Here is a 25,587-nt window from a genome sequence, read left to right as displayed (position 1 = left end):
TTCATCCTTCTCTTCTGCTTCTATTTTTTTCTTTTCCTTTTTCTTTTTTCCGAACAACTTCATGTTTACGCCACCCCGTTATTTGATTTTTCTGCCTTTTCTTCTGCTAGCACTTTCTTCATTAACTCTAGTTTTCTTTCATTTGTTTCCCCTGTTGAATATAGCGAGAAATTCTCGTTTTCAATTAAGTCCTGGAAACGAGCTTTTACGGCTTTCCGACGGTTAAATGCTACGTATAAAAGTTCTATTAATTTATCTTTCGTTAACATTTCTACATTAATTTTTGCTTTCGATAGTAGATTTCGAGATGCATTATAACGACGATATAGTTCGTTAAATGCCTTATCTACAATCTTTTCTTCTAACTCGTCCTCTGTATCAGCCGTAATCGTACTAATATCAACCTTGTATGGATAAATTAAATAACGTTTTTGTTCATATCGAGGTTGCGAACGTTGCCAGTACTCTAAGTTATCGATAACTTCTTGCCCATATAGAACCGTCTCTGGTGTAAGGTCCTTCGCACCTTTCATCGTTTCTGTCATTTTTCGTACAGGATCTGTTAAATCTACAAACTTACTTTGAATATATACTTTCGTATTAAACTCTAATGTGGTTAACCATGATTCAATTTTGATATCAATCGCTTCTTGTTCCATATTGGAAAGTAAGTAATAGTTAACCGGATGCGCCTCTGCAATTAAGACAAAGGTATCATCATGGTACCGAATCATATGATTATCAATTTCCTTAATGTCTTCTACAAAAGCACGAAAGAAATCAACATTATCCTCATCAATTTCCGATTCAGCAGGCGTATTCTTTTTGTTTTTCTTTCCAGCTTTTTCAGCAGTATGCTTCTCTACTCCACCTTGCTTTTTCCCCTTTTTCTTAGAACCAAACAGCGGTTTTCCATTCATTTTCCGATAAAAGAAAAACCCTACAATGGCTATCGCCGCAAAATATATCATTTCCAACATCTATAAATTCTCCTTTACCCATGTAGTTGGCTCGTACCCTTTTCTCCACTTCCCTTTTTCGGAACGGCTACGCATTTTGATAAGTAAAAATCTATCTAGATACATGTGTTGTTTTTCTTTATAAATAAAAGCAAACGCAATTACACCTACTACCGTTGGTAGTGCTAAAATTAAGCAAATAAAAAACGCTACTACCGCATCAATAGGTGCAAACAGCTGCCATAAAAATGGTACATATAAATAAAGAGCCGCCCCGCCACCTAATAGATAAATCAATTGGCGTTTACTTAATACACCTAACAGCGTTTTTTGTTCCGATGTCATATCAACAGGAACAGTTACTTTTCTCATTTTGTTTCCTCCCTTGTATAAGAGAAGCTCTCCCCAAATGGAGGAGAGCTTGTACAAACTCTTATGTTAGATTGTTGTAACCCAAGCAGCGATGTCATACGCTTTGATCATGACAAAGCCTCCAATTGCCGCGCAAGCTAAACCAATCATAGCTTGTGTACGGTTTTCAGGGTTCTTCCCTTGTGCACCAGATAGTTTAATAGCTGCGAATACAACGCAAGCTGCCACCCAAATTCCCCCAAAACCAATTAAGGTTTTCACCAAAGTGTTCATGCTTTTTTGGACAGTTTCGGCATTGGCACCACTGCCACTACCACCAAGACCTTTCGTAAAGCTACTTTTTGCCAGTAAGAAATCTCCTACTGATGTTGTCATAAGTTTTGCAGACAACCAATTCAACATAATTCCTGCACCTCCGGGTGTTTTTGCTCGCAAAACGCAAAAAGACCCCAATACACGCACACGTCCCCTAAGGACATGGCGCATATTGAGGTCTTCTCTTATATGCGAACTGATTAATTTTATATTTTATTGTAAAATCTTATTACGTTTATATTATAGCAATACGATTTTGAAAATACAACCCCTTATTTACACCAAAAATCAAAATAGATCATTAAAATGTATTCTAAATAACTAGCTATATATTCAATTTTTTACGACATATCGTTTTTCCTGAATGGTACAATAAAGGAAAAAGGAGACTTCTTCATGGGTGACTTAATCAGTGATGTATTGGGAGGGCTCATTATGTCAATTCCTTCAAAAAAGGAAAAAATGATTCGTAATAACTTTAAGTTATTGAAAAAAGAGACGTGGTTTAAAGAGATTGAACAAAGATACGGTAGATTAATGGTATTCAACCATTCCATTAGAGAATTTGTTGAAAAAGAGGATCTTGAGGCAATCTTAAAAGATGTTAAGAAGACTAATAAATTTCGTTATGAATTAGAGGAAATCCTAAAGCAAGAAAAAATATAGTTGTAATCACAAAATGGGCATCAATCAAAAATAATAAAAAAATAGGTAATTGTTTGTAATCACAATTACCTATTTCATATCATTTATATTTACTCTTTATTTTTTAAAATTACATTAACCTCTCCCACACTTAATTCAGTGGCTTCCGCTACTTTCTCAATAGGTACACCGACATTAATTAAATTGTGAATCATCTCTATCTTAGTTGCAATTCTAGTCTCTTCTGTGGCTTTTTTGGTAGCTATTTCTGCGGCTTTTTTCGCAGCTTTTTCTTCTGCCGTTTCTATTTCTGATATTCTATCTTTTATTGCTTTTTCTCTAGCCTCATATAAGCGTAAAAAATCCTTATCGCTACTTAAACGCTCCCAATCCTCTATTGCTTTTTTCAAAACTGGATCTTTTTCCATTGCTATCGCCTCCAGGATTGTTGTTAATCTCTCATCTTCATGCGCAGGAAATAATAATAACCAACGCGCTAAAGAGTCTTCCCATGGATTCATTCGTTCTCCTTGCCATTCTTGAATCACTTTTGGAATTTCAAGAAAATGCAACTGCATATTTTCGGTAATGATACGCTTAGATTTTTTGTTCATCACTGTATTAACATTATGAAACTCTTGCTCTTCTGGAAACAGAATGAAATCTACTATATTAATACAAATGGTTGGCCTTAATTCCGTGTACTTCATCCCTTGAGTCATTTGGGAATAATACATGCCTGACCAATAGAACAAAGAGCGCTCGATCATATCTTTTTTGTCTCGAACTTGAATCTCTATATTAATTTTTATACCACTATTTAACGTAGCTCGCAAATCTAAAATTGACAATTTATCATCCTTCTGCTCTCTTGGAAGATGCGGATCATCTAAGTGCAAAGATGTAATTTCTTCATCAATAGATGATTGTAGTACCGCGTTAAGAAATCCAATTAATATATCTTCATTTCCTTCTACTCCAAACAAGCGCTTGAAAGCATAATCAACTCGTAAATTTACTAGATTCTTTTTTACATATACACTCATGTTCTTCCTCTACCTTTCTCGTTTTAAAATTGTATTTAAGAGCAAAAAAAGATAGAATTACAATTCTATCTTTTCCCCCTCTATTCACCTCATCTAATATGGCTACTAGTTATTTAATATATATGAAATATCTTCTTCACACATACTTGTCGCATTTGCAATTGTCGTGATAGAAACTCCCTCATTAAAAAATCGTTGAATGAGTTCCATTCTTTCTTGTTCCCTAGCTTTTTTGTCTACGTCCATTAATTGTTGCATAATATCCATATCCTTCATACACACCTTTCTTTTATATAAAATCCCCTAGCTAAAATAATATGATTTATTATATTGTGCGAAAAACGGGCTTGAAAAAAGCTTGCATTGCATCATCGAGACCTTTCCCTTGTGTTGGGTTCCATGCTGCAATAATTACGTTATAACCCATTCGCTTTAACTCTGTCGCAAAGTCTATAAGAGCTTTTCTTACTTTCTTATTCTCTACTAAATCCGCATCAAACGCTAAATAGACTTTTTCTACACCCATATCCTTTAATACAGGCATAGCAATTCGCCAAGCATTTACACCAGGAATCGCAAGAACCGTTGTTCCTATTTCAGAAATCTCCTCTTTATTAAATCTCTCTGGAAGCAAATCAGCAATCAAATCGGCTTTCATAGGTCCTTCTGTGATCATTACTGATTTAGTTTGATGCAATGTACCAGAATTCCAATGTTTTAAATGAGAACTCGGTACCGCTACATGTACAGGAAGTGGATTTTCACTACCACCTGCACCAGTCCCTTGATTTTTGTTTGCTGATGAGAGCCACAGATACTTTTGTCCTTTATGAATCTTTACAACAATTTGTCCCTCTTGAAATGGAATCTCTACCTTTTTGCTCACTTCTAGTTCGCCTTCAAAGATACAATCACCATTTTTAGTTATCTTTACAACATTAGGCTGCTCGATTAATTCCGCTTGAACTCCAGTAGGTGCCGATTTCACATGAACGGAGTTTTTCACTTCATCCACACGAACCTGCCATCCAACAATTTGATTGTACTGGTTTCGAAAAGGGATCAATATACCAGGAGATCCTGACATCAAACGAAGAGAAAGTTGACCTTTCTTCATCTCATAAAATCCCGGCACACCCTGCCAGCAATTTTTCTCACCAATCTGCTTAAATAACTGTTCCCAAACTGTGGTATACGTATTATCCTCCTCTAACACAATTTGTTGTTTTAAGAAAGATCGATATTGACGTACTTGTATTTGCTCTTCAGTCATTTTTCTATCTTTTAATAAATGTGTATGATGATGCTCCTGTAATGGTATGAAATCCATTAACTTACGATTAAACACATCTAATTCTTCATTGCTTTTCTTATCATGAATTTGAACTTCCTCCGCCTCAGGCAATTGATACTTATCTTTTCCATTTATGTAATGAATGTAGCTTGGGTTGCCCGTGTTTTTTCCGTAAATCCATTTACTTTCTACACGTGTACATGCTACCTTCTCTTGCGAAACATGCAGCATGCAATTACCTGTATCATGACAAATCGGACACGTAACACGGTAAAATTCCCACCAGCTACCTCTTGGATAAGCACTCGTTAAACGAAATTGACCTTTTTGAATGTTATAATTCATTATTCCCCACTCCTTGTATACTGTTAATTATATATGGAACAGCTACTTCCATTAAACTCTTTATACTTCTATTCAGATATTCTCTTTGTTCTCCTAACGGATATACAAAAGAATATGTATCACAAACTAAATAATCGTTTCTATGTTCCTGATCTAGCAAAGCTGATTCTACATACGATTCAAATGCTCTAGCAAACATCTCATGATTCGTAGACCAATACTTTTTGGTTCTCTTCTTATCTAACTGAATGGCTGTATCAAAGTATACAGACCCTTTCGCTTGATAAGATATTTCATTAAGTTTTTCGCCTGTTTTTTTATAGTGATAAGCAGCCAACATTTGTGCGGTTTTCTCAAATTCTTTTTCAACCTTACGTTCCATACGCGTCTTGGCTGCCCCTGATAAGGTATCCAGCTTTTTGTACGAACTTAAGTGATAGGATTCTAAAATACCTGACACATTTCCCTTACATACATCATAACTATTGATGACACTACCATAGAAATACCACTTTCTATCATAAGCACTTTCCACATTAATTACTCTGGCCACTTTTCCTTGTTTACAGGCATCTAGCACAGCTTGCATCTTTTCCTTGATAATAGCAGGCAAAATATTTCCGATACTCTTCCCACTTGATAGGAAAGCAAGGCTACCATTTTTAAAATCATGACTACAATCATATAAGAAATGATCCAGTGATGTGTAGCATCCTCCTGCGATTAGCAAGCATGTCCCCATTCATGACACAATGCCCCGACTCCATTATCACGAGTTAAATTAATGACTTTGGTAGAAGGTTCATAATGTGCTAATGCATTGCCGCTTCCTCTCGCACCAATTGCCAGCCCTAAGCGTCCTCCTAGCCCTATATACTCAGGTGGAATCCCCAATATACGGGCTACATCATGTAACGCCTCAGATACATGCTCAATATGTTCTTTTGCATATTGTTCGGTGCAATAATGTCCAAATTGCATTCCCTTCAATCCAAACATAGTAACTACGTCTTCAGGTTTGGTAGCAAATTCTACTTCTGGTCCTTTTCTTTGGAGGGTATCTGGCAGTTTCCTACTCCAAGCAGCTGCGGATTTCTTACGAATCGTAACCTTTTTCGCAAGTAAATCATTCCATGTTAGTTCATGTGATACACGAAGGTATGTAGAATTAATACTTTTTGAATTTGTACAAAGTGATATGAATTTCTTTCCTAATATTAATAACTCCATACCATCTGCATCAACAAATTCATCAAAATATTCTTCTACCATTCTTTTAAATGTGTATGTGACATTCTTATCTTTTTTAAATGCATACCAACCGTTTTGCATTTCCTTACCGTAAGAACCAACAAGATCTATCCATTGTTCTGAGGTATGTATTAACTGTATATCATGCCATATTCTTCTACATGCTTGCACATACAGTTTCCTTGCAGTCGGTGTATCTACAATTGGCTTCTTATCAATCCTGCCCACTAGTAATTGCTTTAACTTTGCAACACGTGCCGGGATATCATTTTCTTTTTCTAGTTCAAAAGAAAATGGAATCAATGTATTTCGATCCAATGTATTGAGCGCTTCTACTGGAGATTCTTTTCAATTTCTGCTAAAACATCTAAAGAAAATGATACTAAAAATGATTCTTTTAAGGTACGTAGCTCTTTCTTAGCTCCTACTAATTTCTCACCAACATCATAGCTGTATCGATTGCGAACTTGTTTATCTGTCCTCACATCTTGTACTATTATGTTTTCTCTTACCTCTAAATCAAAAAGTTCAAATAAATCCATGCTAAAATCCTCCTTATTAAAATAAAAAGACAGAAATTCATAGTCGTTTTAACTACGGATTTCTGTCTTTTCCTCTGCCTGTATACTTTCACACGTTTTTGCAAATTACTCATTAAGATACACTCACACCTGTTAAAGAGAATAGATCTTCTTTTGTCGGATTAAGTGCCTGTAACCAGCTATCTACCGTTAGAAAGTTTACTTTTTTTAATTGCTCGCCTTTCTCCGCACGCTTAGCTACCTCTAAACTTCCATGGTGATGTACAATCATTGCAAGATCATTTTTCTTGAAAATACAATCTACATCAGTAGAGTTTATATGATGACTACGTAAAATCGGCTTCCATTTCTTAAGGGAATACCCTTCTATTTCTAGGAAACCGCGGATTGCAGTAAAGCGATAACTTGTCCCTCTAAAGCATCGCTCCAATAAAAAAAGGAAATCTCGTATACATCCATTGAAATAGACATGATACAAATAGATTTCCCCTGCTTGTTTGGCTGCTTGCTGTGACAAGTTTGATGGTTTAATGGAAAACTGATAACAATCTCGTTCCCAAAATGCTCCTTCCTTTGTAACTCGCAATCGTAATGCACGCAAATTTGGCATAAAATCATCTGGATGTGCAGAACAAAATATAGATACTTCATAACTCATTTTCATTTAATTTTCCCCCTGGTTATATATTTATTATTTTTCTACTTCACAACAATTGATTACTTTACACGTAGAATAGATAACTCAAAAATATGAAGAAAAAGTAATACTCGATAAAGCCACGGCAAATGTTTTTCTCCATGATACATGTAAAGTTCTTTCGTTTCCCTTCTATAAGCAAATTGAACACCTAAGTGTGTAGGAAGTTTTGATATGTCCTCCATTTCAACGTTTTGAATAATCTCAATAACGGTATGGGAGGACTCCTTTAATAATTTCTTTAATGGCTCAAGAGGAATATTAAATAATCTACTACACTCCTTAGTTCGCTCTTTGTTATATTTAATAATTCTGGCCAATTCTTCTACAGTCGGATCAAATAAAGGATTTGTAACCTCTACATACTCAGACATAACTTTTTCTAATGTACAATCCATCTTGTTAATAATATAAAGACCCCACTCCTTAAACATATCTTCTAACGTACATGGATAGCCATACACCTCTAAACAGTACTTCCTTTCAAATGGAAAATAACAATCTTCTTCACAATCATGGCGTAAAATTGGTAAAAAAATCGTATTGTAATACTCATCAGAGTTGATGTGTAAGGCTGTCATTTTATCTGCAATATAGTCTTCTGTATCACGGAAAATGCTAGAATTACGCTCTCGAATTGGTTGAGTAACTTCATTCCTCTGAAAGATTTTTATTATCTCCTCTAGTGATAGTAATGGTTTATCTAGTGTAATTGCATGTTCGTATTTCATTATAATGATCCCCTTCCAAAGCAAAAAAAACACAAATCTTGTGTTTTTTCTCACAGTGTTTTTTATTTGTATACCTAAATCTAAATACCTTTTTACAAGTGATTCCTAACTTGAAAACAACACAAAAAGGGCTCCTTCAAGTCGATTAAAAATGTGCATAGCAAAATAAGCTAGATATACACTAATCGGCTCAAAGAAGCCCTTTCAAAAATGAAACAAGACGCAACTTGCTTCTACAACTCAACCACAACACAATAAGGTGTGGGAATAAACGGAATCAATTAAACATTAAATATATATTTATATTAATCAATTCGCATCTAAATTTCAATAACTTTATATTTTATCACAAAAATAAACTTATTTATTTTAGTTTTTTTCGAAAATTATGTATAATAAAATTACCCTACACGAGATATTGAGTCATATCTCATTCGTCATTTAATAAGGCCTACATAAAAAAATAAGGCCTTATTTTTTATTCTTCCTTTCAAAATCTCCTTATCTTCTATCTTTTTTTCCTTTATTTACTATAAACTAAATCTAATTCGTGTTATGATAAAAAGAAACATACGTTCTTTAGAGGAGGATTTCCATGTTTAAAATGTTCAAAAAGGATCAAAAAAATGAAGAAACAGCTATTTTGGTAACTAAAGATTCATTTGATATTTTCTTATTTCCTACTAGCCATGATGAGCAATACCATTTAGTAATAGAAAACTTCCACGTAGGTTACAATCACTTTTTACTATTCGTTGATAGAAAAAATCATGCATTGCACATTTATGATGACCTTTATACTATTGTTGGCGGAACAAGTGCTATTAACCTAATTAGCGAATATCTAATTGAAAAACTGTACGAATTATTGCATTTAAAAGACTATAAAAATGCAAAAGTATTAATTTACTTCCCTGAGAATCATAAGGATTCCGGTTTAGTATCTTATGGCTATCAATCAAAAAAGGATGATTTTGATTTCGGGCTTGATATCAGTGGAATAACTAAACATGAAGCATATTTAGAACTAGCTAAAAAAAATGCATAGTTCATTGAGCTGTATAAATTAATAAAAAGACAAAAGTTATGTACTTTTGTCTTTTTATTTTAACGCAATCCATTCGTAACTTTCCCACTCTTTTGGTTTCTTATCATACTTGATACGGCCAGTCGTACAGAATGAAGCAATCATCCATTGTATAAGGTTCATCTTTGCATACGGATCAACGCATTCCTCTATTTTTTTCAATTGATACCCTGTACTATTTTTCTGCCAAATTGTATATAATCGAAAATGTGTTGTCGTAACAAGTCTAGCTTTTGTTGTAACTTGCCATTTTGCAATTTTCGTTAAATCCTCTTTGACTTTTCTATCATACTCTTGTTTTATGACTTTATAACTCTTATCTTTATTAATTAATCCATTAGAGAATCCAAAAGGCATTTGATGCACCTCATAAACAGCTCCTTCTTCATCTCCTAAAATATTTGATTCTACTAGAAATATATTTTTTAGTTTTAATTGTTCCGTTAATTCTTTTCCGCTCCGATAAAATGGCTTCTTTATCTTCTGCAACAAGATAACCTGCACAATTAATCCGATAAGTAACGGATACGCTAATACAAACACCATATGAATAAACATATTTGCAATAAGCACCCCTACTAGTGCGAATATCGTGAAATAAATATATGTTTCTCTTTGATGAATAATTCTACTATTCAAGCTAACATACCTCCGTTTTGATAGATAGTGAACGAAATATACACCATTGCCCCTAGTAAAATAGAACAAGCCCCAGGAAAGCTCTGTATCAGCTTTATTTCTTTCTTTGGTAGTTTTGCCCCAAATATAGAAGCAGCATGCTCCAATTGGTCTTTAATCGCTCCCACAAACCCTAAAATTTTAATTAATCGATACACACTAGCAATCCAAAAGAATAGCAAATGGAAAGCTGTTAATGTAATTGCAGTAAGCATAGCCGATTCTTCTACTACATTGCTAATATATAAAGCTACCACCACAAGCATCTTGGTATCACCAGGTGAAGAGAATTTAAATGTCTCTAGCAATAAACCACACGCTAAGGCCATGACTAGTACAATTGCAATCTCTTTCCCTGTTCTTATTCCGGCAAGGTACGTAATTCCTATCCCTAATATTAAGAATAGTAGATGCCACATATTCTTTGTTTTTCTATATTTCAAATCAGTAAATACATTTAGGAACATGTAACTTAGTAATAATCCCACAATATACAGACCCATTTTCTTTACTCCCCTCTTAATTTCATAAAAAATGCTGTGTAAAAAAGGGAACCACTTTTAGAGTAGCCCCCTCGTTTATTTTTACGTTTATTTTTTATTCCAAGAATCAATATCTGCATTACTTGATGCTTTTGTGAATCGTGCCAGGATTGTATCATAACCACCTTGGATTGCCTTCCATACAAATGGTCCAATTACTAATACGATAATTACCGCCAGAGCGATTAACATACCGTTTTCTGATGATAACTGTGAATCTTCATTTTTTAACCAACTTTTCATCTTTGCTAACATTTCATTTTATCTCCCTTAAATACAAATTTTAAAAATCTATTACAATAAGAATTTACCTATCTAAATCTTCTATTACTTATTCCAAGAATTTACGTCTGCATTGCTTGATGCTTTTGTGAATCGAGCTAGAATCGTATCATAACCACCTTGGATTGCTTTCCATACAAACGGGCCAATTACTAATACGATAATCACCGCTAACGCGATTAACATACCGTTTTCTGATGATAGTTGCGAATCCTCATTTTTTAACCAATTTTTCATTTTTGCTAACATGTTTGAATCTCCCTTTTCCATTTATTTGAGCTATACGTAATAAACATCATTAATCTAAAACTTCTATTACTTGTTCCAAGAATTCACATCTGCATTGTTTGATGCTTTTGTAAATCGAGCTAGAATTGTATCATATCCGCCTTGAATTGCTTTCCATACAAACGGGCCAATTACTAATACGATAATCACCGCTAACGCGATTAACATACCGTTTTCTGATGATAATTGTGAGTCTTCGTTTTTTAACCAATTCTTCATTTTTGTTAACATGTGTAATGCTCCTTTACCTATTCCATTTTTGATAACGTCTTCTATAAACTTGCAAATCCTTGCATTAAGGATTGAATAACAATCACCATCGGATAAATCACAATACATCCAATAACTGCGACATTAAATTTATTCATTTCCATTGGTTTATTTTGAATGAGACGGTTATAGTTCTCATGTTTTAACTCACGCATCATTTTAATCTGTGCATCCATAATACGAAGACTCTGTACCTTGTCCGTTTTTTGCGCTTGTTGCAATGCAATCGTAAAGGTATTTACTTCTGGACTATTTAAGGCTGCTGAAAAGTTTCGAAATGGTTGATCCGAGCCCGCATACATTTCTAACTCCGCGGTGAGTGTAGATACATACGGACGAAGGTGTCTCCCGGCATATATCTGTGCCTTTTTTACTGCTTCTAATGTTGTATGTGTTTTTAACAACTGCAGCATCGGAATTAGATACTCTGGTAACTCGAACTTCCTTGCTTCTATTGCCTGCTTGATTCTTTTCCTTAATAAATAATCAGGATAGAAATAAAGCAGTGGTGAAATCAAAACGCCCACTTTAAATAAGTAGTAATCATGAAACACCGTACATATCAAGAAAACAGAGGTGAAAATGATCGGATATGCAACCTTCATTTTCAAATACTCTTCTGGTTTCGTATCCAAACCAGCCTCTCCTAATCTTTTCTGGATCTGCTCTTTCTTTTCTTCTGTCAGATACTTATGTGATAATGACTGGAAAGGAGCGAGCATCATTTGATTTAAATTCTTTTTTTCAATTCGTTTTGCATTTTCTACATAGTTTGTAAGTAAGCTACCACTATCTTTTTTACTTTGTAGAAAGGTAGAGAATACCCAATACATGACAACGAATACCACTACAGCTAAAATCGCAGCCACTTTATTCCCCTCTTTCTGTTGGATTATAATTTGCAATCTTTTCAACACGGGTTGCTAAGAAAAAGACAATGAACATATTCACCGCTAATGCGATTTTCCCCATCATAGAACCTGCTAAAAATCCATATGCTTCTTTTGACATCAACATAATTACTATCGGCATAGCGATAACGATTAAGCAGTTCTGTACAAAAGCACGTTGTGCTTGTGACAAACTAGAACGCAATCTTGCCAAATACAGCTTTTGTTTTTCGAAATCTTCTGCAATATCCAGTAAGACTTGCACCGAATTTGCACCACCTTCTCGGCTACACACTTCCAACATTTCATGGAAGAATACCAATTCTCTAAAATTAAACGTTTCATTGAATCCTCTAAATGCACGATGCATTGTGGTTCCACCTTCTAATAGAAGAGAAACTTTTTCTATTTCTTCTTGAATGCTTTCATGCATCATTGGCTTTACTTGTACTAACACGCGTTTTGCATTATTACTAATTTGAAGTGCATTCGCAACTGCCTTCATATAAATAGAGAGACGGTCTATGACAACCAAGTAGTAACGTTTTTTTCTTCTATAGAGAAGAAATCTTGGAACTAAAAAACCACATAAAACGGTAATCAGTGTATAAGGATCTTGTCCAAATGAAAAATAGAACACTGCTGCAATACTCATCCCAGAAAGAATCGTATATACCCAGTACATACTTTTCGTCAATTTCCATTCGTACTTTTGAGCTTCTTGGATAACGGATTGTGGTAGATACATTCGTATCCCTTTAATATTCCTTAATTCCAAGCGCCTTTCTTCTTTCTCGTTTTCTTGTACAAATTGAGAGAGAGCAGAACCCTTAGATTTTGCAAAAAGTAAAACAAGCAATCCTACACTAATAAAGATTAAAAATATACATCCATAAGCTAATAAACTATGCATATTGCACCTCCTGTTTTGAAAGGAATGGTGCATAAAGAGCTGGATTTACAGTAGAAGAACGGAATTTCTTCTCCATTTCAGCTGACATCTTGGCTGTAATGATATGATCTCCATGAATCTTTCCTACTCTTTCATTCATTTCATCATATTCCTCACCCGAAGGGATAAATTGAGAAAGCTGATTGAACTGTATATCATCTTGATAATCCAATAACTCAATCATCTCTGTAATATAGCGATTTCCATCATCTTTCTTTTCTAAAAAGACAATCACATCAAATGTCTGTGAGATTAATTCATATAAATACTGAGCATCGATATTCGCACCACTTTGCAGACACATGAGCATTAAACGTCTAACTGCTTCTTTTGCACTTCTTGCATGGACAGAGGTGAAACCAGGATGTCCTGTTTGGAAGAAGTTAATCATTTTTAACGCTTCTTTCCCCCTCGATTCCCCTACAATTAATCGCTTTGGTCCTTGACGTAAAGCATTTGTTAACAATCTATCAAAGTCGATTGCATTTTCTTCTACTTCCGATGCCCTACACTGCATCGGAACAAAATGATGTTCTGGAAAAATGCGATGCAAATATAATTCAGGGTTATCTTCTACTACAAGAGTACGTTCTTTTTTCTTTCCTTTCGGAATGTGAGAAGCAAGATATTTCATAAACTCTGATTTCCCTGTACCCGTAGCTCCAGCAACTAAAATATTCATTTTGGCTTTCACAGCTGCAGCCAAAAAGTTCAACATTTCTTTCGATGCTTGATTGGTAGATAACATACGCTCTTCAGAAGCACGAAGGTGATCCGCATTCTTACGAATCGTTATTGTTGTTCCGAGCCCCCCAAGTTCATCTAAAGCAATATTGATGCGGATATATGGAAACACGCAGTCCACATACGGCTTTGCTGTATTTAATGACTCTGATGTACTGTTTACCATCTTATAAGCTAGAGCTTTTACTTCTTCTTCCGTCTCAAATCGGTAAGGAAATGTACATTCTCCCTCTCCAATTTTTTCGTAAATGATTTCTTTTGTGCCATTGATATAAATATCCGTTACATCCTTATCTTCTTTTAAAGGTTCTATAATTCCAAACCCCACAATTTCGTCACACACCATATTTAGTAATTGTTCAGAAGGTACCTCTGAAATGACAACCTGATTACTCAATAAAAAGCTTTTAATGATTTGTTCTACAGCTGCTCTCTTTTCTTTATTCATAAAGGATTCACTTAGGATATCACGATGATCTTTTACTAAAAATGCACGAATTTCATCTGTTATATCTTTAATTTGTTGAGCTGTAGTTGTTCCTAACTTTCGAGCTGATTTGGAACGAATCATGTAACCAAAGTGATATAAATCAACTCGATTTCGCTTTAAGGCGATTTGTTTTTCCTGTAAATAGCCCCACATACTCCTTGTCCCCCTTTTAATTTCGTAAACCAAAGAGACCCTTTTTCATAGAGGATTGCTGGGATGGAATACCAAGACCAGCTGCATCCATAATGTGATGGACCTTTGCATTAATTTGTGGGGAACCAAATTGCATCCCCCATTCGTAACTCGTACGATCTCTGTCATACGGAATTGTCACCGCAATTTTTTGAGACGAAAGCTTTTCAATATCTTCTACATAATTCTCATCTGCCATATTTAGCACATGAATCATTCGAGGTAATGTAAGCTTTGCATTTTCTATTAATTGTAATTCTCGCTTAATCGCTATTGCACCACGAGGGTTGCCATTTAGCACATGAACAACAAGGTCTGATTGATATAGGATCGGATAACTTAGTACCTCGGATAATTCAGTTGGTACCGATAGAATGATGTAGTCATATTCTGTATCTACAAGTGATTCGATAAATGTCGTTACAAACAATTCTTTGTTTTGAATCTCTGGGAATTGAGCCAAACTATAACCTGATGGAAATACCAGAAAATCCATCTTATCGTGCAATTTTTGCATCAATCTTGGATTCACTTTTTTCTCTAACAAATCTTGCTTGGTACAAATATATTGCGAAAGATTATATTCATTTTCTTTTCTTACAAGCTCTAGCATGTTTTTACTCTCATGGCTAAGACCAGTTCCAACCGCAAAACTTGGTCTAACTTGGTCCGCTTCTACATAAAGCACCTTTTTCCCTAGATGAGCTAACTCATTTGCCATCGTAATACTTAACGTACTTTTTCCTACGTTTTCATTTGTGGCATAAAAGGCAATGATTTTTACCTGCCGATCCATCTAAAAAACTCCTTTCTTACTTAGATTCGTTCAGATACTGCGCTACATACTCTTTTACATTTTTAGAAATTGGATTGGTCGAATGCTTCTCTACATAGTCTAAAATGTTCTTTTGATCAGATATTTGCGAGAATCCTTCAGCTGGTTCTAGTTCTTTCCCTGTTTGTTCTACTTTTTGTCCGACTGCAACAGGAATTACATCTCCAAGCGTTTTTGCACGATTTAAATATTGAAGCTGTTCAGGTGAAACAGCCAGTGTATATAATCGCGTTACCTTTGGCTTTTGTTTTCCTTCTTCTTCCTCTTTTGATTCTTTCTTTTCTAGCACGAAGGCATCTTCTGTATTGCTATCTTTTGCGGCCGTAACACGTACACGTTGGAAAAGACCACCAAACACAACTTTCTCATTGTCGCCTTCTTTCACAACCTGTTTGAAATACAAGTCGACATACGTGTTCGGAATGATACTATTACCTGAACTTGTTTCCAAATCAACGAGTAACGGGAATGCAACTTCTCCATCTTTTAAATTTAAAATGGCAGAGTCAGGTAACTCTTCTTTCTTTACTACTTTGTTTTTAAATAGATAGCTATTTTCTGTAATGGGCTGCCCATCATTTGTCCACTTACCTACTACTTCTTTTTTATTTGCACGTAATGCATTGGGGGGAATCGCATCACCAGGTAATGTTCGTTCCACTAGCATGTCTTCTTTAATCTCTGTATGCGCAGGTATATCCTTTGCGGCTACAACAATCTTTGTTGGTTTTACTGCATTTTCGACTGCGAAATGATTGTACCCATAGATACCCGCTACTGTTGCAGCAGCTAAACCTACCGCAGCAATCTGCTTCTTTTGAAACTTAGATGGCTTCAATGTTTGTATTCCTCCTTATGTAGCCTTTAAACGCAAAAAAAGGACACACCTATGGCATAATGCGCCTTAGGTGTGTCCTTTTAGCTAATCTAAAGTCTATATGAAAATGTTGGATTTGGTTTCTTTAATATTACAATTTCAATATTATGATATATGGAGTTTCATGTCAATCATTTCTAAAAAAAATATTATTTTTACCATTTCAAATCTCTGATCCCAAAACTTGAAAAACCTTAAAAACGTTGTCATATCAAGGTTTTTAAGCTATTACCCCAACTATAAATATGGTATAATGAATATAATGTAACTGAATATTTCAGGGTGGTCGGTTGCTATCCTTTCTCTTTCATTTTATGGAGAAAGGAGGTGATCGAATGGATATACTTTTCACGATAGCAATTGAGATACTGAAAGTAATTGCTAGAGAAGTCGCTGTGTTTTTTGCAAAACATATAGGAAAATACCTATCAACGTTTTGGAAAAAAAGACAAAAAAAGCGACGAAAAATGAAAAGAACCACCCAACGCCGCAAACGTACTTGGTGGTTCAATAAAAAATAACTAAATTTTTAGTAACCAACCACCTTGCGGTAGCAGTTACATATGGCGAAGTGTTACCAGCACTTCGTCTTCTTTAGTTTATGCAAAAACTATTATTATAATACTTCTACACATATTATAACATCAACTATAGTACATGTCATGCAGATTTATCCACGATAGTAAGTAAAAGAGACAAGATTATTATTAAAACGAAATCAACTTTGTTCCTGTTTCAAAATACTTTGCAGGAGCATAACTCTTCCCATTCCGATCCTGAAATTCGCTTCCAATGTATAGCGATACAATCATTGCGACAACCCCCATAATAATCACACGTCTAACACGTTGTTTTTTCTTTTTATCCACTCTAATTTCCCCTTTCTACGAAAAAAGGCACACTCCATTAAGGGGTGTGCCTTTGGTTTATCCATTCAGCTACTAGTTTAAGATGAATATATTATTATATCGATTCATCTAATTATACTATATTTTATTTTCCTTTTTTCATGTAATACCAATCTGTTAATTTATGAAGTATGTCTTCCTTACCAACCCAATTCCAACCTACTCCACTGCCCCCAGGAAACGGATCGTCAGGAAATACTCTTCTTTTTATAAAATCGTCGTACGCAACACCCTTAATCTCTACTTGCTTAGTTAAACATAAACTCATTTCATTGATACCTGCTGGAGCTGTTTCTACATTAAAAGTGTATACACCATCTTTTGTCTTCAGTGGTGAATACCATTTTTGGCCACCATCAATGATTTTCTCTTGTCCATCCCAATATAAAGACTTAGTTGGTCTTTTACTATCAAAAACATGTCCCGTTGATTCAGATAAATACATATTTTTAGGTAAGAATTTCGCTGTATTATCTTTAAGTTCGTTCTTCTCTAAATCTTGAGTAGACTTTAATCCTTCGTCTGCAAATGGGTATTGTGCCTTAGCAGCAGTAAATACACCAGGGTAATTTGCATTCCAATCATTTTTGTACTTACCGTTTACTTCATACGAAAATCCATAACCAGAATGTAGCTTAGAAGGAGCTAAATTATCAATACTCCCTGTCAAAGTTTCATAATACATTTCCCCAGTTATATCTTCTTTTGATACACGTTCACTTACTGTTTCTACTACACCTTTTACACTCGTTACACCACACATTGCCTTTTCTTTTGAAGGCTCATAGATTGCTGTTTTAATAGGATTATTTTTATACGTAGTTTCCTCTATGTCTATGCGATTACCAGCAGGGTTAATTTCTGCCTGAATTGTTCCTTTCCCTTTATGTTGCCAGTCAAGGTTTAAGGTTTTCTTTTCTCCCTCGGTTAATCTTACCTTTTGTGATGATACTTGTTGTCCGTTATGTTTTAACACAACTACTGTTTCAGGATTCGTATATTTTTCTTCTAATACATCTAGCTTTTTAAGTTTATTCTTCTCTTTTTCGAACTTCTGTCTTGCATTATCTAGCTTACTTGCCGCACTATCTAGTTTATTTTCTTCCCAAGAGCAGTCTCTATCATAATAGTGATCCTTTCCCTCGGCATCTACTTCATGAATTGGATTACGGCGACAATAAGTTAGACTAGATTGAGCGCTATCTCTCTCCGATTCAGAGCTATTTACTTCTTGTTGAGACTTATTAATATTGTTGTTTACCTTTGCTCTGTATTGGTCACGTTCTGGTTTAAAATTATCACGTGATACATCTATTCTTGTTTTTATATTCTTTCCTTCTCTTGCTGTTTCTCCTTCGATTCTGTCACTAGAAAAATCAATTTTATATTTAAAGTCTTCTTCATCGCCTGGATCTGGGTTAGGTGTTACTTCAGTACCACAGTTATCATCTATAGTGAAATCAACAGTTTTCTCGTTTGATTCCCTCTGAACAGCATCAAGAACTTTAATTTTCGCAGTATATCGGCCACACATTTGTGGCTGCCACTTTAATTCTTCTGACTTAAATTGCCCTGCATCACCTTCATTTGGTTTTTGATTATCTTTTTGTGGATTTGAACGTAAATAATTTTCTTGATGATGCACAGTTTCGCCATCTTTTGTAATATCTAACAGCCATTTAACTCGGTTCCGTTCTCCAGCAGCTGATTGATATGGATTTACTGTTGTCCCATTCGGATCTCTATCGTTATATCCTTTTCCCTTACTGACATATTCAAAACCGTTAAACGTAAATTTCACAGGTACATCTTTTTTTCCACTCATAACTTTAAAATCAATTATCTTAGGCTTACTTGTACGTACATACCACAAGCTATACCTATTCACACTATCTACACCACCAGCTCCTGCATAACCACCAGAAAGGTAAGCTATATCCCTAATCCAATAAAACTTTCCTAATGTAACATTAGGACCATTAAATTTTTTAATATCATGTTTCTTCAAATTCCCCAAAACAAAATTGGGTTCTCCCCAATACTTATCTTTAATAACAGTTTTCGTAACTTGTTCAACTTCTGTTACCATTCGATCCCCAACAACAACTGCACTGTTAATGTACCCATCATTTGAAATTCGAACATAAGGATCCGATGTATCTTCATTTTGGACTAGATTTTCCCATGGATTTCCCCAATTGAAAGAGCCATTATAAACGGCAGGAAAATGTAAGTCAGCTTTATAATTGAACTCTTTTGATTTATAGCCACTACCCGGTCTAAGCAAATTACCGCTTAATTGCAATTCATCAGATTTTAAAATCGAATTTTTACTGCCATCAAAAAATGGTATGTCATTATTCGCCGCACTTGCAACTGATGGTAATGCCAACATTAATGATGCGCAAGTCAATAATAATCCTTTTCTCATTTTCATAAAATCCTCCTTAAACGCAAAAAAAGGACAAACCTGTACCTTGGTAAGGTACGTAAGGTTTGTCCTTTACGTATTTATTATTATATTAAACTTATATAATTATACAATATTCAACTTGACCTGTAAATACTAAATGATTATTTAGGCTCTACTTCTACATACATCATGTGATCTGCTGTAGAATGGCCTACACGAATTTTATATTTACCTTTTTCATAGTTATTAATTGATTGAGCATCTACACTTTCCTGAATTTCTTTATCTAAAACTAAATCAGAATTTAACATGGTAACCCATTTTTTAGTTAACTCAATAGTGGCTTCATTATTATCTAAGAAAATAATTTTAAAATCGTTTTCATTATTTGCATCAATATAAACTTGCGCACCAATTGTACCTGCTGGCAAGTACATATTTTTATCAAGGATTCTAATAGTTCCATTTAAATCTGCATATTTAAGGTTAGTACCAAATTTACTATTTACACTCTTAATAATGTTTTGCGCTTGTGTAGAAATGGATTTTTGAGAAATTGGATTATCCATAGCAATCGGATTATAAACTACATCATCTGTAGTTAAAACTTTGTCTAAACTCGTTGGTAAATTAGTTTCTGGTTTTGTTTCAGGTTTTGGATCTGGCTTCACTTCTGGTTTTTCTTCAGGTTTCGGGTCTGGCTTCACTTCTGGTTTTTCTTCAGGTTTTGGATCTGGCTTCACTTCTGGTTTTTCTTCAGGTTTCGGGTCTGGCTTCACTTCTGGTTTTTCTTCAGGTTTCGGATCTGGTTTCACTTCTGGCTTTTCTTCTGGTTTTGGATCTGGCTTCACTTCTGGTTTTGTTTCTTTTTCTACTGCATTAATAGAGTTATATAAGAACTGACTATACGCTTCACGTGTTACAAACATTTTTGGGGAATACATATTATCTCCTGTACCAATTGTAACTCCATTTTCCTCTAATGCACTAATTGCGCCATAAGACCAAGAATTTTTATCAACATCTGCAAATTTTGATGTTTTCGTTGCCTTAAATTTAAAAGCATTTGTAAGTACTTGTGCCATTTGTTCACGAGTTAAAATATCATCTGGACCATATTTTCCATCACCAAATCCATTCACAAGTCCTGCTTTAGCAAGTGCTAAGATTTCTTTTTCAAACAAATGTCCCTTAATATCAGTAAACGGATTTTTGAAGCTAGCATCTGCATCTGCCGGCTTTACGTACATATAAATCATACGAGCAACTTGCCCACGAGTTACATTGTCACCAAAACCAAAGATATTATTTCCGTACCCTTGCACTACTTTACGATTTGTTAAATCATAAATTGCTTTTGTAGACCAGTGATTTGCTGGAACATCATTGAATTTTAATGAGTCTGTGTTATCAGCCTTAGCAGTAAATGCTCCTGCTCCTAGTAATGATGTACCCATAATTGTTAATGCTGTTGCTGTTTTTAAAAATTTGTTTGCCATTGTTTGTTCCTCCAAATATATTAGTTTTTTCATAGATTCTTTTATTGTACCGAATTTAAACATAAAATCCATATACTTTAACATATTAATTTATTAATTAGCGTTTTTTTATAACCGCTGTTCTATATGTAAAATATTACCATATAAAAATAGGCTTGTAAAGTATTTTTATATATTTATTTATAAATATATTTTTCTAGCAAAAAAACTATACTTTTCAGCATAGTCTTTTATAGTACAAGTCTTAGAATTTTCATTATTTAAAATACACTTGTCCCAATCCATCTTTACTCGCCCATATCGGAGCCTTTATGCCATCTAGCCCAATCAGCTTAAATATGAAGAAATGGTGTTCTGCTTTCACCTTAAAAGAAAGAGGTTGACTATGATCAATGCGTCCCTTTGTATATTCATACTTCCAGCCATCCATCTTTTCTTCTTTCATTCTTTTCTCTATCCCAGGGACTAAATCAACCCTTTTTCCATTGTAATCATATTGAAATCCACCCTTATTCTCTGCGATTTCAACCATATCAGAAGCAAAGTTATGTGCTTTCACTAACTGTATTCCATACAAAACACCTTCGGGTAAAAGGCTGATTAATAATAAAGAAAGTGTCAGGAATAGAGCTGTAGTTACTGTATTTTGCATTCTTAATGCACCTACTCTTTTTCTTTATTTTACGTTTCCACCTAATTGTTTTTCTTTTGCATTTGCATCATAGATAATAATACTTCTTGCTTTACTCTTTATCGTTTCTTTTTTTTCATCAAATTGCTTAAAATAACTAGCAGCTTCTGCATCACCTTCGACAGCAATCATTGCTGGTTTCTCTTGTACAGCATGGACAGTGAAGTGACGTTTTGAAGCGGGATCTTTAAAATCCGCATTACCGTTATATGCTTTTTCAAACTCTTGTTTTGCTTTTTCTGGATCAATAGCTATTTCTTCCTCAGCTCGTAGAGTACCTACTTTTACAGACTTAGCCACAGCTATCTCGCCTCCCCTTTCTAAAGACGATTTGTTATCAGTATGTGTCGTATCTCCAATCACCATATCAGTTACAAAGAATAGACAACCTACAAATAACAGCAACATACTTGCTGCAATAATAAACTTTTGCATTCCTCTTCACACTCCCTTAACTTTCAGACTTTCGAAATCGAAATCCACTTAAAATGGAACTTTTCTTTTGGTTCAACAATTGGTTTGGTAGCAATAACTCTGCTATTTCCTTCAATATTCCTTCTAACTCTTTATAATAGTTCCGACTAGATAGTAACGTACTACTATTTAATTGAGATTCAAATACATCTTCTATCTCATATGGTGGTAAAGCAGTTAATACCTTATCTCCAAAACATTCTTCTATTACTTCATGCTTTAAAAGTGCAGGAGAAAACTTATTCCCAATGATTCTCGTTTTCTCTAAAGCTAAATAAGAAACTAACTTTCTTTCTTTTTGTGTAAGAGGATGCGTAATCTTTAGCAATTGATGCAAATCTGGTTCCACTACAAAGAATATGTAATCTGCCATTTCACATATCTCATGGTATAAATCTTTATCCCAATCGCTCCCTGCATCAATAATAGATATAGGTGCTTCTTGGTTGGCCAATAAAACCTTAATAAAATGATCAAAGTCTTGCTCTGTCTCGTTTTTCAGCTCTTGGTCCACTATAGGATTCTTTACGATATAATTTATTCTTCCTTGCTTCCATTTTGGAATTGATAATATATCAGATTCCTTCTGTAGCATCTCTTTATACCGCTGCAACATAAATTCACTTCGATAATTTTCTGGTGCTTCTGTATATCCCTTTAATAAAGGATACGTATATCCATCATCATATAGATTCTCTATATAATTCACATCAATCTGTAGTTCATTTAAGTAAGCTGCTAAAAGATGTGAAACAAAAGTTGCACCACTTCTCCTGTTCATGCTGGCCACAACAATTGTTCTTCTCGGAATAGCAATACCGATTTGTTTTTCATATACCGGCTCAAAAGCAAATTTATACTGTTTTTTTATAATAGGTGCTTTTGGCATCTCATCTGGAACAGACTTACGCTTTTGTTTGTTTTTAAATAGTTTGTTGGAATTAGAGGCAGGTTCACTGTTGCCGCCTTCCCCTAATTCACTTGATGCTTCCTCTTCTTCCTCATCAACAGGAACCTCAGGCAACTTTGTTTGTTGTGGTGCCTGACTTGCTCCTACAATTTCCGCTACATTTTTAATATCCGATTCCTGTAACAGCTGCGGGATTACTTTATTATCAATATCAATTTTACGAGAGTTAAAAATGTCATAAATACCTAAATAAATCAGTTTCGCCAAAAACTCATCATCATTTTCACGCTCTGTAAATACCACAATACGAATATCCCGATTAAAGCGAATATCCCTTAATTTCTGTAAGATAATCAATTCACGTTTCTCTTCATGTCCCGCATCAATATTTAATCGTTTGTCATTAATACATAGAATATTGGGCTGTTCCGTATCTAGAATTTCATCTAGATACTTGATGTGCATCACATCACTATCAGCTACTTCAAATCCCGCACCAATAAAATCCTCACGTAAATATGCCGTATATACAGTATCGCTAATAGCTAAAACGATTTTTTTTACCATAGTGAACCTCCTACAAACTCTAACGTTGGATTAAAATCATGTTTTCGATTGGAATTTGCGTCTGAAGATGAACCTTCCCAATAATCTCATTCAGAATATACTCCATTTCGACTTGTTCCATTGAACGTGGAGCCCCAAAATCAGAATTTAGTTTTAGTCGTATTTCTAATCGATCTTGTATCTCATGTAAAGGTGTATCAAGATAAAGAAAGCTGTGGTATAGAACACCATCTTCAATATTTTTTTGAATCATATCCTTTGTTTGATGAATAAATGTAACCTCAGCAACCTCAATAAAAGGATTATCAATGGTTACTTTGCTATTCCAATTTAAAGTCCAAATCTCACAATGCTCTTCCGCATGCACAACAACTCCGTTTACAGAAGGCGTAATTGAGAAGAAACGATCTACAGGAACTTTGGTTAATAAAGTGGTATCACCTTTCACTAATTCAAATCCTCTTTCTAATCGTTCATGTTCAAAAGCATATTCAGCACCACTATATGCAACTTCACAAAATACTTGTTCTAATAATGGACGAATTCCCTCATATGTTCGTATAGCAAACACACTAAATTCCTGTGTTTCATCTGTTCGAATGATTTCGTACAATTCATATTCGGATGCATTTGCTAGGGCAAAAGGAATGTCCTTTATAAAATTCGGATCAGTATATAAATTCTCAGGTATTTGTGTTTCAGGATGATGTATAAACTCTAGACATAATTGATACCCTTTTAAAAATGCATTCTTAACAGCTGCAGGGAATAGAGTTTCAAAACGCTTTACATTATTTTTAAACGTTTTTTCTTCAATTTCGTTATTAAATTCTCTTTCTTGTAATATATTTGCTTTATTTCCTAGTAATAAAAAGTAGTGATTAATAATGCAACTAATATTCTCCTCAAATGCTGCATTGCCCTCACAATACTTTGTAAATCTCTCTTTACTCATGTTTACAATTTCATTCATAGTTCAAATTCTCCCTTTTTTGATATTTATACAAAAAAAAGACACACCGATGGCAGGTTATGTGCCTTCGGTGTGTCCGTTTAGCTAGAAATTAAATCTATTAATTTGTATATTTCTCTTAGTTAATTGTTGTTCACGTATAAGAATACCTCTATGAATTTTAAAAGTCAATAGATTAATTACCCCCTTGGAAACTTATATTTATTCCTTCTTTCTATTTTTCTATGTATCTAATCTAAGAAAATACAAGTAATTAAATATAAATAATGACAAGTATTTTATATACAAACAACAAGAAATATATATAACTAAACTCAATTATTAATTATAAAGGGATTTAGCAAATACCTCTAAAGCCTTGTATTACATACGTTCCTTGCTATTAAGATAAATTCCCTATCGTAATATCCCCAATACAAACAAGCCTCCCATCATATAATTCACAAGTCTATAATAAAATAATTAAGATATTCACAAATATTGAATTGAATTATAAACACACTGAATCGTATTTAAACGTAGCGTTAGCAGCTTATATACTTGCGTAAAAATGATCGTAGAAATATTTTCCTAAATAAAAAAGCATGTCTTCAAAATAAAGAACATGCCAAATAACCCTTGCTTTTAAGTGATTTTTTAACAAGGGCTGCTGTATTTATTTTTTTAAATTACATAAAGTCAGGATAAACACCATTTTGCTTATAATAATTTATCCTTGCATCGTGTCTTTCTTCTACAGATAAACTTTTTTCTTTAAAATCCGTCCATGAATCTCTAAACTGTACACGCATAAATGCTGGAATGAACACTCCCCCACTTAGCAAAGCT

29 protein-coding genes and 1 pseudogene are annotated in these 25,587 nt (G+C 34.4%); 3 read left to right on the top strand and 27 right to left on the bottom strand.

What is annotated here, in order from left to right; all coding sequences use genetic code 11:
• Positions 1-65: 65 nt before the first annotated feature.
• The 3 genes from AXW78_RS29890 to AXW78_RS29880 form a co-directional block, all read right to left on the bottom strand.
• Entirely contained in the window at positions 66-980 is a 915-nt protein-coding gene (locus AXW78_RS29890) for a hypothetical protein (protein WP_048561940.1), read from the bottom strand.
• Entirely contained in the window at positions 981-1,331 is a 351-nt protein-coding gene (locus tag AXW78_RS29885) for a PrgI family protein (protein ID WP_061885149.1), read from the bottom strand.
• A gap of 66 nt (positions 1,332-1,397) precedes the next feature.
• Positions 1,398-1,817, bottom strand: a complete 420-nt coding sequence (locus tag AXW78_RS29880) for a hypothetical protein (RefSeq protein ID WP_061885148.1) — start codon at positions 1,815-1,817, stop codon at positions 1,398-1,400.
• Between the two features lie 225 nt (positions 1,818-2,042).
• On the opposite strand from AXW78_RS29880, the gene AXW78_RS29875 reads away from it, so the two are divergent.
• On the top strand, positions 2,043-2,312 hold the full coding sequence (locus AXW78_RS29875; protein WP_000502635.1) for a hypothetical protein: 270 nt from the start codon (positions 2,043-2,045) through the stop codon (positions 2,310-2,312).
• An 89-nt stretch (positions 2,313-2,401) separates the two neighbouring features.
• On the opposite strand, the gene AXW78_RS29870 is transcribed toward AXW78_RS29875, so the two are convergent.
• From AXW78_RS29870 to AXW78_RS29845, 6 genes and pseudogenes are all read right to left on the bottom strand, one after another.
• A complete protein-coding gene (locus tag AXW78_RS29870) occupies positions 2,402-3,337 on the bottom strand; it encodes an Rpn family recombination-promoting nuclease/putative transposase (protein WP_000118204.1) in 936 nt (311 codons plus the stop codon).
• A 105-nt stretch (positions 3,338-3,442) separates the two neighbouring features.
• The gene (locus tag AXW78_RS34650) at positions 3,443-3,604 is read right to left on the bottom strand and encodes a hypothetical protein (RefSeq protein WP_165375035.1); all 162 of its coding nucleotides are present in this window, start codon (positions 3,602-3,604) and stop codon (positions 3,443-3,445) included.
• Positions 3,605-3,662: 58 nt separating this feature from the next.
• Entirely contained in the window at positions 3,663-4,976 is a 1,314-nt protein-coding gene (locus AXW78_RS29865) for a DUF3854 domain-containing protein (RefSeq protein WP_061885147.1), read from the bottom strand.
• Positions 4,966-6,769 (bottom strand): annotated as a pseudogene (locus AXW78_RS34645) (LPD1 domain-containing protein). Before AXW78_RS34645 ends, AXW78_RS29865 begins: the two are co-directional and overlap by 11 nt.
• A gap of 112 nt (positions 6,770-6,881) precedes the next feature.
• The gene (locus tag AXW78_RS29850) at positions 6,882-7,433 is read right to left on the bottom strand and encodes a hypothetical protein (protein ID WP_061885145.1); all 552 of its coding nucleotides are present in this window, start codon (positions 7,431-7,433) and stop codon (positions 6,882-6,884) included.
• Positions 7,434-7,486: 53 nt separating this feature from the next.
• Positions 7,487-8,197: a hypothetical protein gene (locus tag AXW78_RS29845; RefSeq protein ID WP_000873001.1), complete on the bottom strand. Its 711-nt coding sequence runs from the start codon at positions 8,195-8,197 to the stop codon at positions 7,487-7,489.
• Positions 8,198-8,792: 595 nt separating this feature from the next.
• Here AXW78_RS29845 and AXW78_RS29840 point away from each other — a divergent pair.
• Positions 8,793-9,245 carry a hypothetical protein gene (locus tag AXW78_RS29840; RefSeq protein ID WP_061885144.1) on the top strand — a complete coding sequence of 151 codons (453 nt, stop codon included), beginning with the start codon at positions 8,793-8,795 and terminating at the stop codon, positions 9,243-9,245.
• Between the two features lie 54 nt (positions 9,246-9,299).
• Here AXW78_RS29840 and AXW78_RS29835 read toward each other — a convergent pair whose 3' ends face one another.
• The 10 genes from AXW78_RS29835 to cpaB form a co-directional block, all read right to left on the bottom strand.
• On the bottom strand, positions 9,300-9,923 hold the full coding sequence (locus tag AXW78_RS29835; RefSeq protein ID WP_061885143.1) for a hypothetical protein: 624 nt from the start codon (positions 9,921-9,923) through the stop codon (positions 9,300-9,302).
• The gene (locus tag AXW78_RS29830; protein ID WP_061885142.1) at positions 9,920-10,465 is read right to left on the bottom strand and encodes a hypothetical protein; all 546 of its coding nucleotides are present in this window, start codon (positions 10,463-10,465) and stop codon (positions 9,920-9,922) included. The genes AXW78_RS29835 and AXW78_RS29830 overlap by 4 nt, the downstream gene beginning before the upstream one ends.
• An 87-nt stretch (positions 10,466-10,552) precedes the next feature.
• Positions 10,553-10,759 carry a hypothetical protein gene (locus AXW78_RS29825; protein WP_000879959.1) on the bottom strand — a complete coding sequence of 69 codons (207 nt, stop codon included), beginning with the start codon at positions 10,757-10,759 and terminating at the stop codon, positions 10,553-10,555.
• 72 nt (positions 10,760-10,831) lie between these two features.
• Positions 10,832-11,035: a hypothetical protein gene (locus tag AXW78_RS29820; RefSeq protein WP_000879955.1), complete on the bottom strand. Its 204-nt coding sequence runs from the start codon at positions 11,033-11,035 to the stop codon at positions 10,832-10,834.
• 66 nt (positions 11,036-11,101) lie between these two features.
• Positions 11,102-11,305, bottom strand: a complete 204-nt coding sequence (locus AXW78_RS29815) for a hypothetical protein (protein WP_000956352.1) — start codon at positions 11,303-11,305, stop codon at positions 11,102-11,104.
• A 41-nt stretch (positions 11,306-11,346) separates the two neighbouring features.
• Positions 11,347-12,213, bottom strand: a complete 867-nt coding sequence (locus tag AXW78_RS29810; RefSeq protein WP_061885141.1) for a hypothetical protein — start codon at positions 12,211-12,213, stop codon at positions 11,347-11,349.
• Position 12,214: 1 nt separating this feature from the next.
• A complete protein-coding gene (locus AXW78_RS29805; protein ID WP_061885140.1) occupies positions 12,215-13,147 on the bottom strand; it encodes a type II secretion system F family protein in 933 nt (310 codons plus the stop codon).
• Positions 13,140-14,573, bottom strand: a complete 1,434-nt coding sequence (locus AXW78_RS29800) for a TadA family conjugal transfer-associated ATPase (RefSeq protein WP_061885139.1) — start codon at positions 14,571-14,573, stop codon at positions 13,140-13,142. Before AXW78_RS29800 ends, AXW78_RS29805 begins: the two co-directional genes overlap by 8 nt.
• A gap of 16 nt (positions 14,574-14,589) precedes the next feature.
• Positions 14,590-15,408 (bottom strand): CpaE/TadZ family protein, encoded by an 819-nt coding sequence (locus AXW78_RS29795; protein WP_061885138.1) that lies wholly within the window; start codon positions 15,406-15,408, stop codon positions 14,590-14,592.
• A gap of 16 nt (positions 15,409-15,424) precedes the next feature.
• The gene (gene cpaB, locus AXW78_RS29790; RefSeq protein WP_000804772.1) at positions 15,425-16,285 is read right to left on the bottom strand and encodes a Flp pilus assembly protein CpaB; all 861 of its coding nucleotides are present in this window, start codon (positions 16,283-16,285) and stop codon (positions 15,425-15,427) included.
• A 374-nt stretch (positions 16,286-16,659) separates the two neighbouring features.
• On the opposite strand from cpaB, the gene AXW78_RS29785 reads away from it, so the two are divergent.
• On the top strand, positions 16,660-16,845 hold the full coding sequence (locus AXW78_RS29785) for a hypothetical protein (protein ID WP_061885137.1): 186 nt from the start codon (positions 16,660-16,662) through the stop codon (positions 16,843-16,845).
• Positions 16,846-17,031: 186 nt separating this feature from the next.
• On the opposite strand, the gene AXW78_RS34640 is transcribed toward AXW78_RS29785, so the two are convergent.
• The 8 genes from AXW78_RS34640 to AXW78_RS34145 all read right to left on the bottom strand — a co-directional run bounded on the left by AXW78_RS34640 (position 17,032) and on the right by AXW78_RS34145 (position 25,568).
• Complete coding sequence (locus tag AXW78_RS34640) at positions 17,032-17,193, bottom strand: hypothetical protein (RefSeq protein ID WP_000358431.1); 162 nt, start codon at positions 17,191-17,193, stop codon at positions 17,032-17,034.
• A gap of 124 nt (positions 17,194-17,317) precedes the next feature.
• Positions 17,318-19,669: a hypothetical protein gene (locus AXW78_RS29780; RefSeq protein ID WP_061885136.1), complete on the bottom strand. Its 2,352-nt coding sequence runs from the start codon at positions 19,667-19,669 to the stop codon at positions 17,318-17,320.
• Between the two features lie 137 nt (positions 19,670-19,806).
• A complete protein-coding gene (locus tag AXW78_RS29775; protein ID WP_081114085.1) occupies positions 19,807-21,207 on the bottom strand; it encodes an S-layer homology domain-containing protein in 1,401 nt (466 codons plus the stop codon).
• Between the two features lie 193 nt (positions 21,208-21,400).
• Positions 21,401-21,796, bottom strand: coding sequence for a DUF4320 family protein (locus AXW78_RS29770; RefSeq protein ID WP_061885134.1), 396 nt, complete (start codon positions 21,794-21,796; stop codon positions 21,401-21,403).
• Positions 21,797-21,820: 24 nt separating this feature from the next.
• Positions 21,821-22,270 (bottom strand): hypothetical protein, encoded by a 450-nt coding sequence (locus tag AXW78_RS29765; RefSeq protein WP_061885133.1) that lies wholly within the window; start codon positions 22,268-22,270, stop codon positions 21,821-21,823.
• A gap of 16 nt (positions 22,271-22,286) precedes the next feature.
• Positions 22,287-23,786 (bottom strand): CpaE/TadZ family protein, encoded by a 1,500-nt coding sequence (locus AXW78_RS29760; protein ID WP_061885132.1) that lies wholly within the window; start codon positions 23,784-23,786, stop codon positions 22,287-22,289.
• Between the two features lie 19 nt (positions 23,787-23,805).
• Complete coding sequence (locus AXW78_RS29755; protein ID WP_001002944.1) at positions 23,806-24,759, bottom strand: hypothetical protein; 954 nt, start codon at positions 24,757-24,759, stop codon at positions 23,806-23,808.
• Between the two features lie 668 nt (positions 24,760-25,427).
• Positions 25,428-25,568, bottom strand: coding sequence for a hypothetical protein (locus AXW78_RS34145; RefSeq protein WP_003304299.1), 141 nt, complete (start codon positions 25,566-25,568; stop codon positions 25,428-25,430).
• Positions 25,569-25,587: the final 19 nt, after the last annotated feature.

It is taken from the genome of Bacillus thuringiensis (genome assembly GCF_001595725.1).
Taxonomy (GTDB): domain Bacteria; phylum Bacillota; class Bacilli; order Bacillales; family Bacillaceae_G; genus Bacillus_A; species Bacillus_A thuringiensis_K.
The sequence above is the reverse complement of the archived record's forward strand: the minus strand, read 5'-3'. Positions and strand labels throughout refer to the sequence as shown.

Coding starts and splice junctions, on each gene's coding strand:
- AXW78_RS34650 (WP_165375035.1), bottom strand. CDS start 3,604: ATGGATATTATGCAACAATTAATGGACGTAGACAAAAAAGCTAGGGAA.
- AXW78_RS29765 (WP_061885133.1), bottom strand. CDS start 22,270: ATGCAAAAGTTTATTATTGCAGCAAGTATGTTGCTGTTATTTGTAGGT.
- AXW78_RS29815 (WP_000956352.1), bottom strand. CDS start 11,305: ATGTTAACAAAAATGAAGAATTGGTTAAAAAACGAAGACTCACAATTA.
- AXW78_RS29820 (WP_000879955.1), bottom strand. CDS start 11,035: ATGTTAGCAAAAATGAAAAATTGGTTAAAAAATGAGGATTCGCAACTA.
- AXW78_RS29775 (WP_081114085.1), bottom strand. CDS start 21,207: ATGTTTAAATTCGGTACAATAAAAGAATCTATGAAAAAACTAATATAT.
- AXW78_RS29865 (WP_061885147.1), bottom strand. CDS start 4,976: ATGAATTATAACATTCAAAAAGGTCAATTTCGTTTAACGAGTGCTTAT.
- AXW78_RS29760 (WP_061885132.1), bottom strand. CDS start 23,786: ATGGTAAAAAAAATCGTTTTAGCTATTAGCGATACTGTATATACGGCA.
- AXW78_RS29825 (WP_000879959.1), bottom strand. CDS start 10,759: ATGTTAGCAAAGATGAAAAGTTGGTTAAAAAATGAAGATTCACAGTTA.
- AXW78_RS29770 (WP_061885134.1), bottom strand. CDS start 21,796: ATGCAAAATACAGTAACTACAGCTCTATTCCTGACACTTTCTTTATTA.
- AXW78_RS29840 (WP_061885144.1), top strand. CDS start 8,793: ATGTTTAAAATGTTCAAAAAGGATCAAAAAAATGAAGAAACAGCTATT.
- AXW78_RS29845 (WP_000873001.1), bottom strand. CDS start 8,197: ATGAAATACGAACATGCAATTACACTAGATAAACCATTACTATCACTA.
- AXW78_RS29780 (WP_061885136.1), bottom strand. CDS start 19,669: ATGAAAATGAGAAAAGGATTATTATTGACTTGCGCATCATTAATGTTG.
- AXW78_RS29830 (WP_061885142.1), bottom strand. CDS start 10,465: ATGGGTCTGTATATTGTGGGATTATTACTAAGTTACATGTTCCTAAAT.
- AXW78_RS29850 (WP_061885145.1), bottom strand. CDS start 7,433: ATGAAAATGAGTTATGAAGTATCTATATTTTGTTCTGCACATCCAGAT.
- AXW78_RS29880 (WP_061885148.1), bottom strand. CDS start 1,817: ATGCGCCATGTCCTTAGGGGACGTGTGCGTGTATTGGGGTCTTTTTGC.
- AXW78_RS29800 (WP_061885139.1), bottom strand. CDS start 14,573: ATGTGGGGCTATTTACAGGAAAAACAAATCGCCTTAAAGCGAAATCGA.
- AXW78_RS29785 (WP_061885137.1), top strand. CDS start 16,660: ATGGATATACTTTTCACGATAGCAATTGAGATACTGAAAGTAATTGCT.
- AXW78_RS29875 (WP_000502635.1), top strand. CDS start 2,043: ATGGGTGACTTAATCAGTGATGTATTGGGAGGGCTCATTATGTCAATT.
- AXW78_RS29755 (WP_001002944.1), bottom strand. CDS start 24,759: ATGAATGAAATTGTAAACATGAGTAAAGAGAGATTTACAAAGTATTGT.
- AXW78_RS29885 (WP_061885149.1), bottom strand. CDS start 1,331: ATGAGAAAAGTAACTGTTCCTGTTGATATGACATCGGAACAAAAAACG.
- AXW78_RS29870 (WP_000118204.1), bottom strand. CDS start 3,337: ATGAGTGTATATGTAAAAAAGAATCTAGTAAATTTACGAGTTGATTAT.
- AXW78_RS29805 (WP_061885140.1), bottom strand. CDS start 13,147: ATGCATAGTTTATTAGCTTATGGATGTATATTTTTAATCTTTATTAGT.
- AXW78_RS29795 (WP_061885138.1), bottom strand. CDS start 15,408: ATGGATCGGCAGGTAAAAATCATTGCCTTTTATGCCACAAATGAAAAC.
- AXW78_RS29890 (WP_048561940.1), bottom strand. CDS start 980: ATGTTGGAAATGATATATTTTGCGGCGATAGCCATTGTAGGGTTTTTC.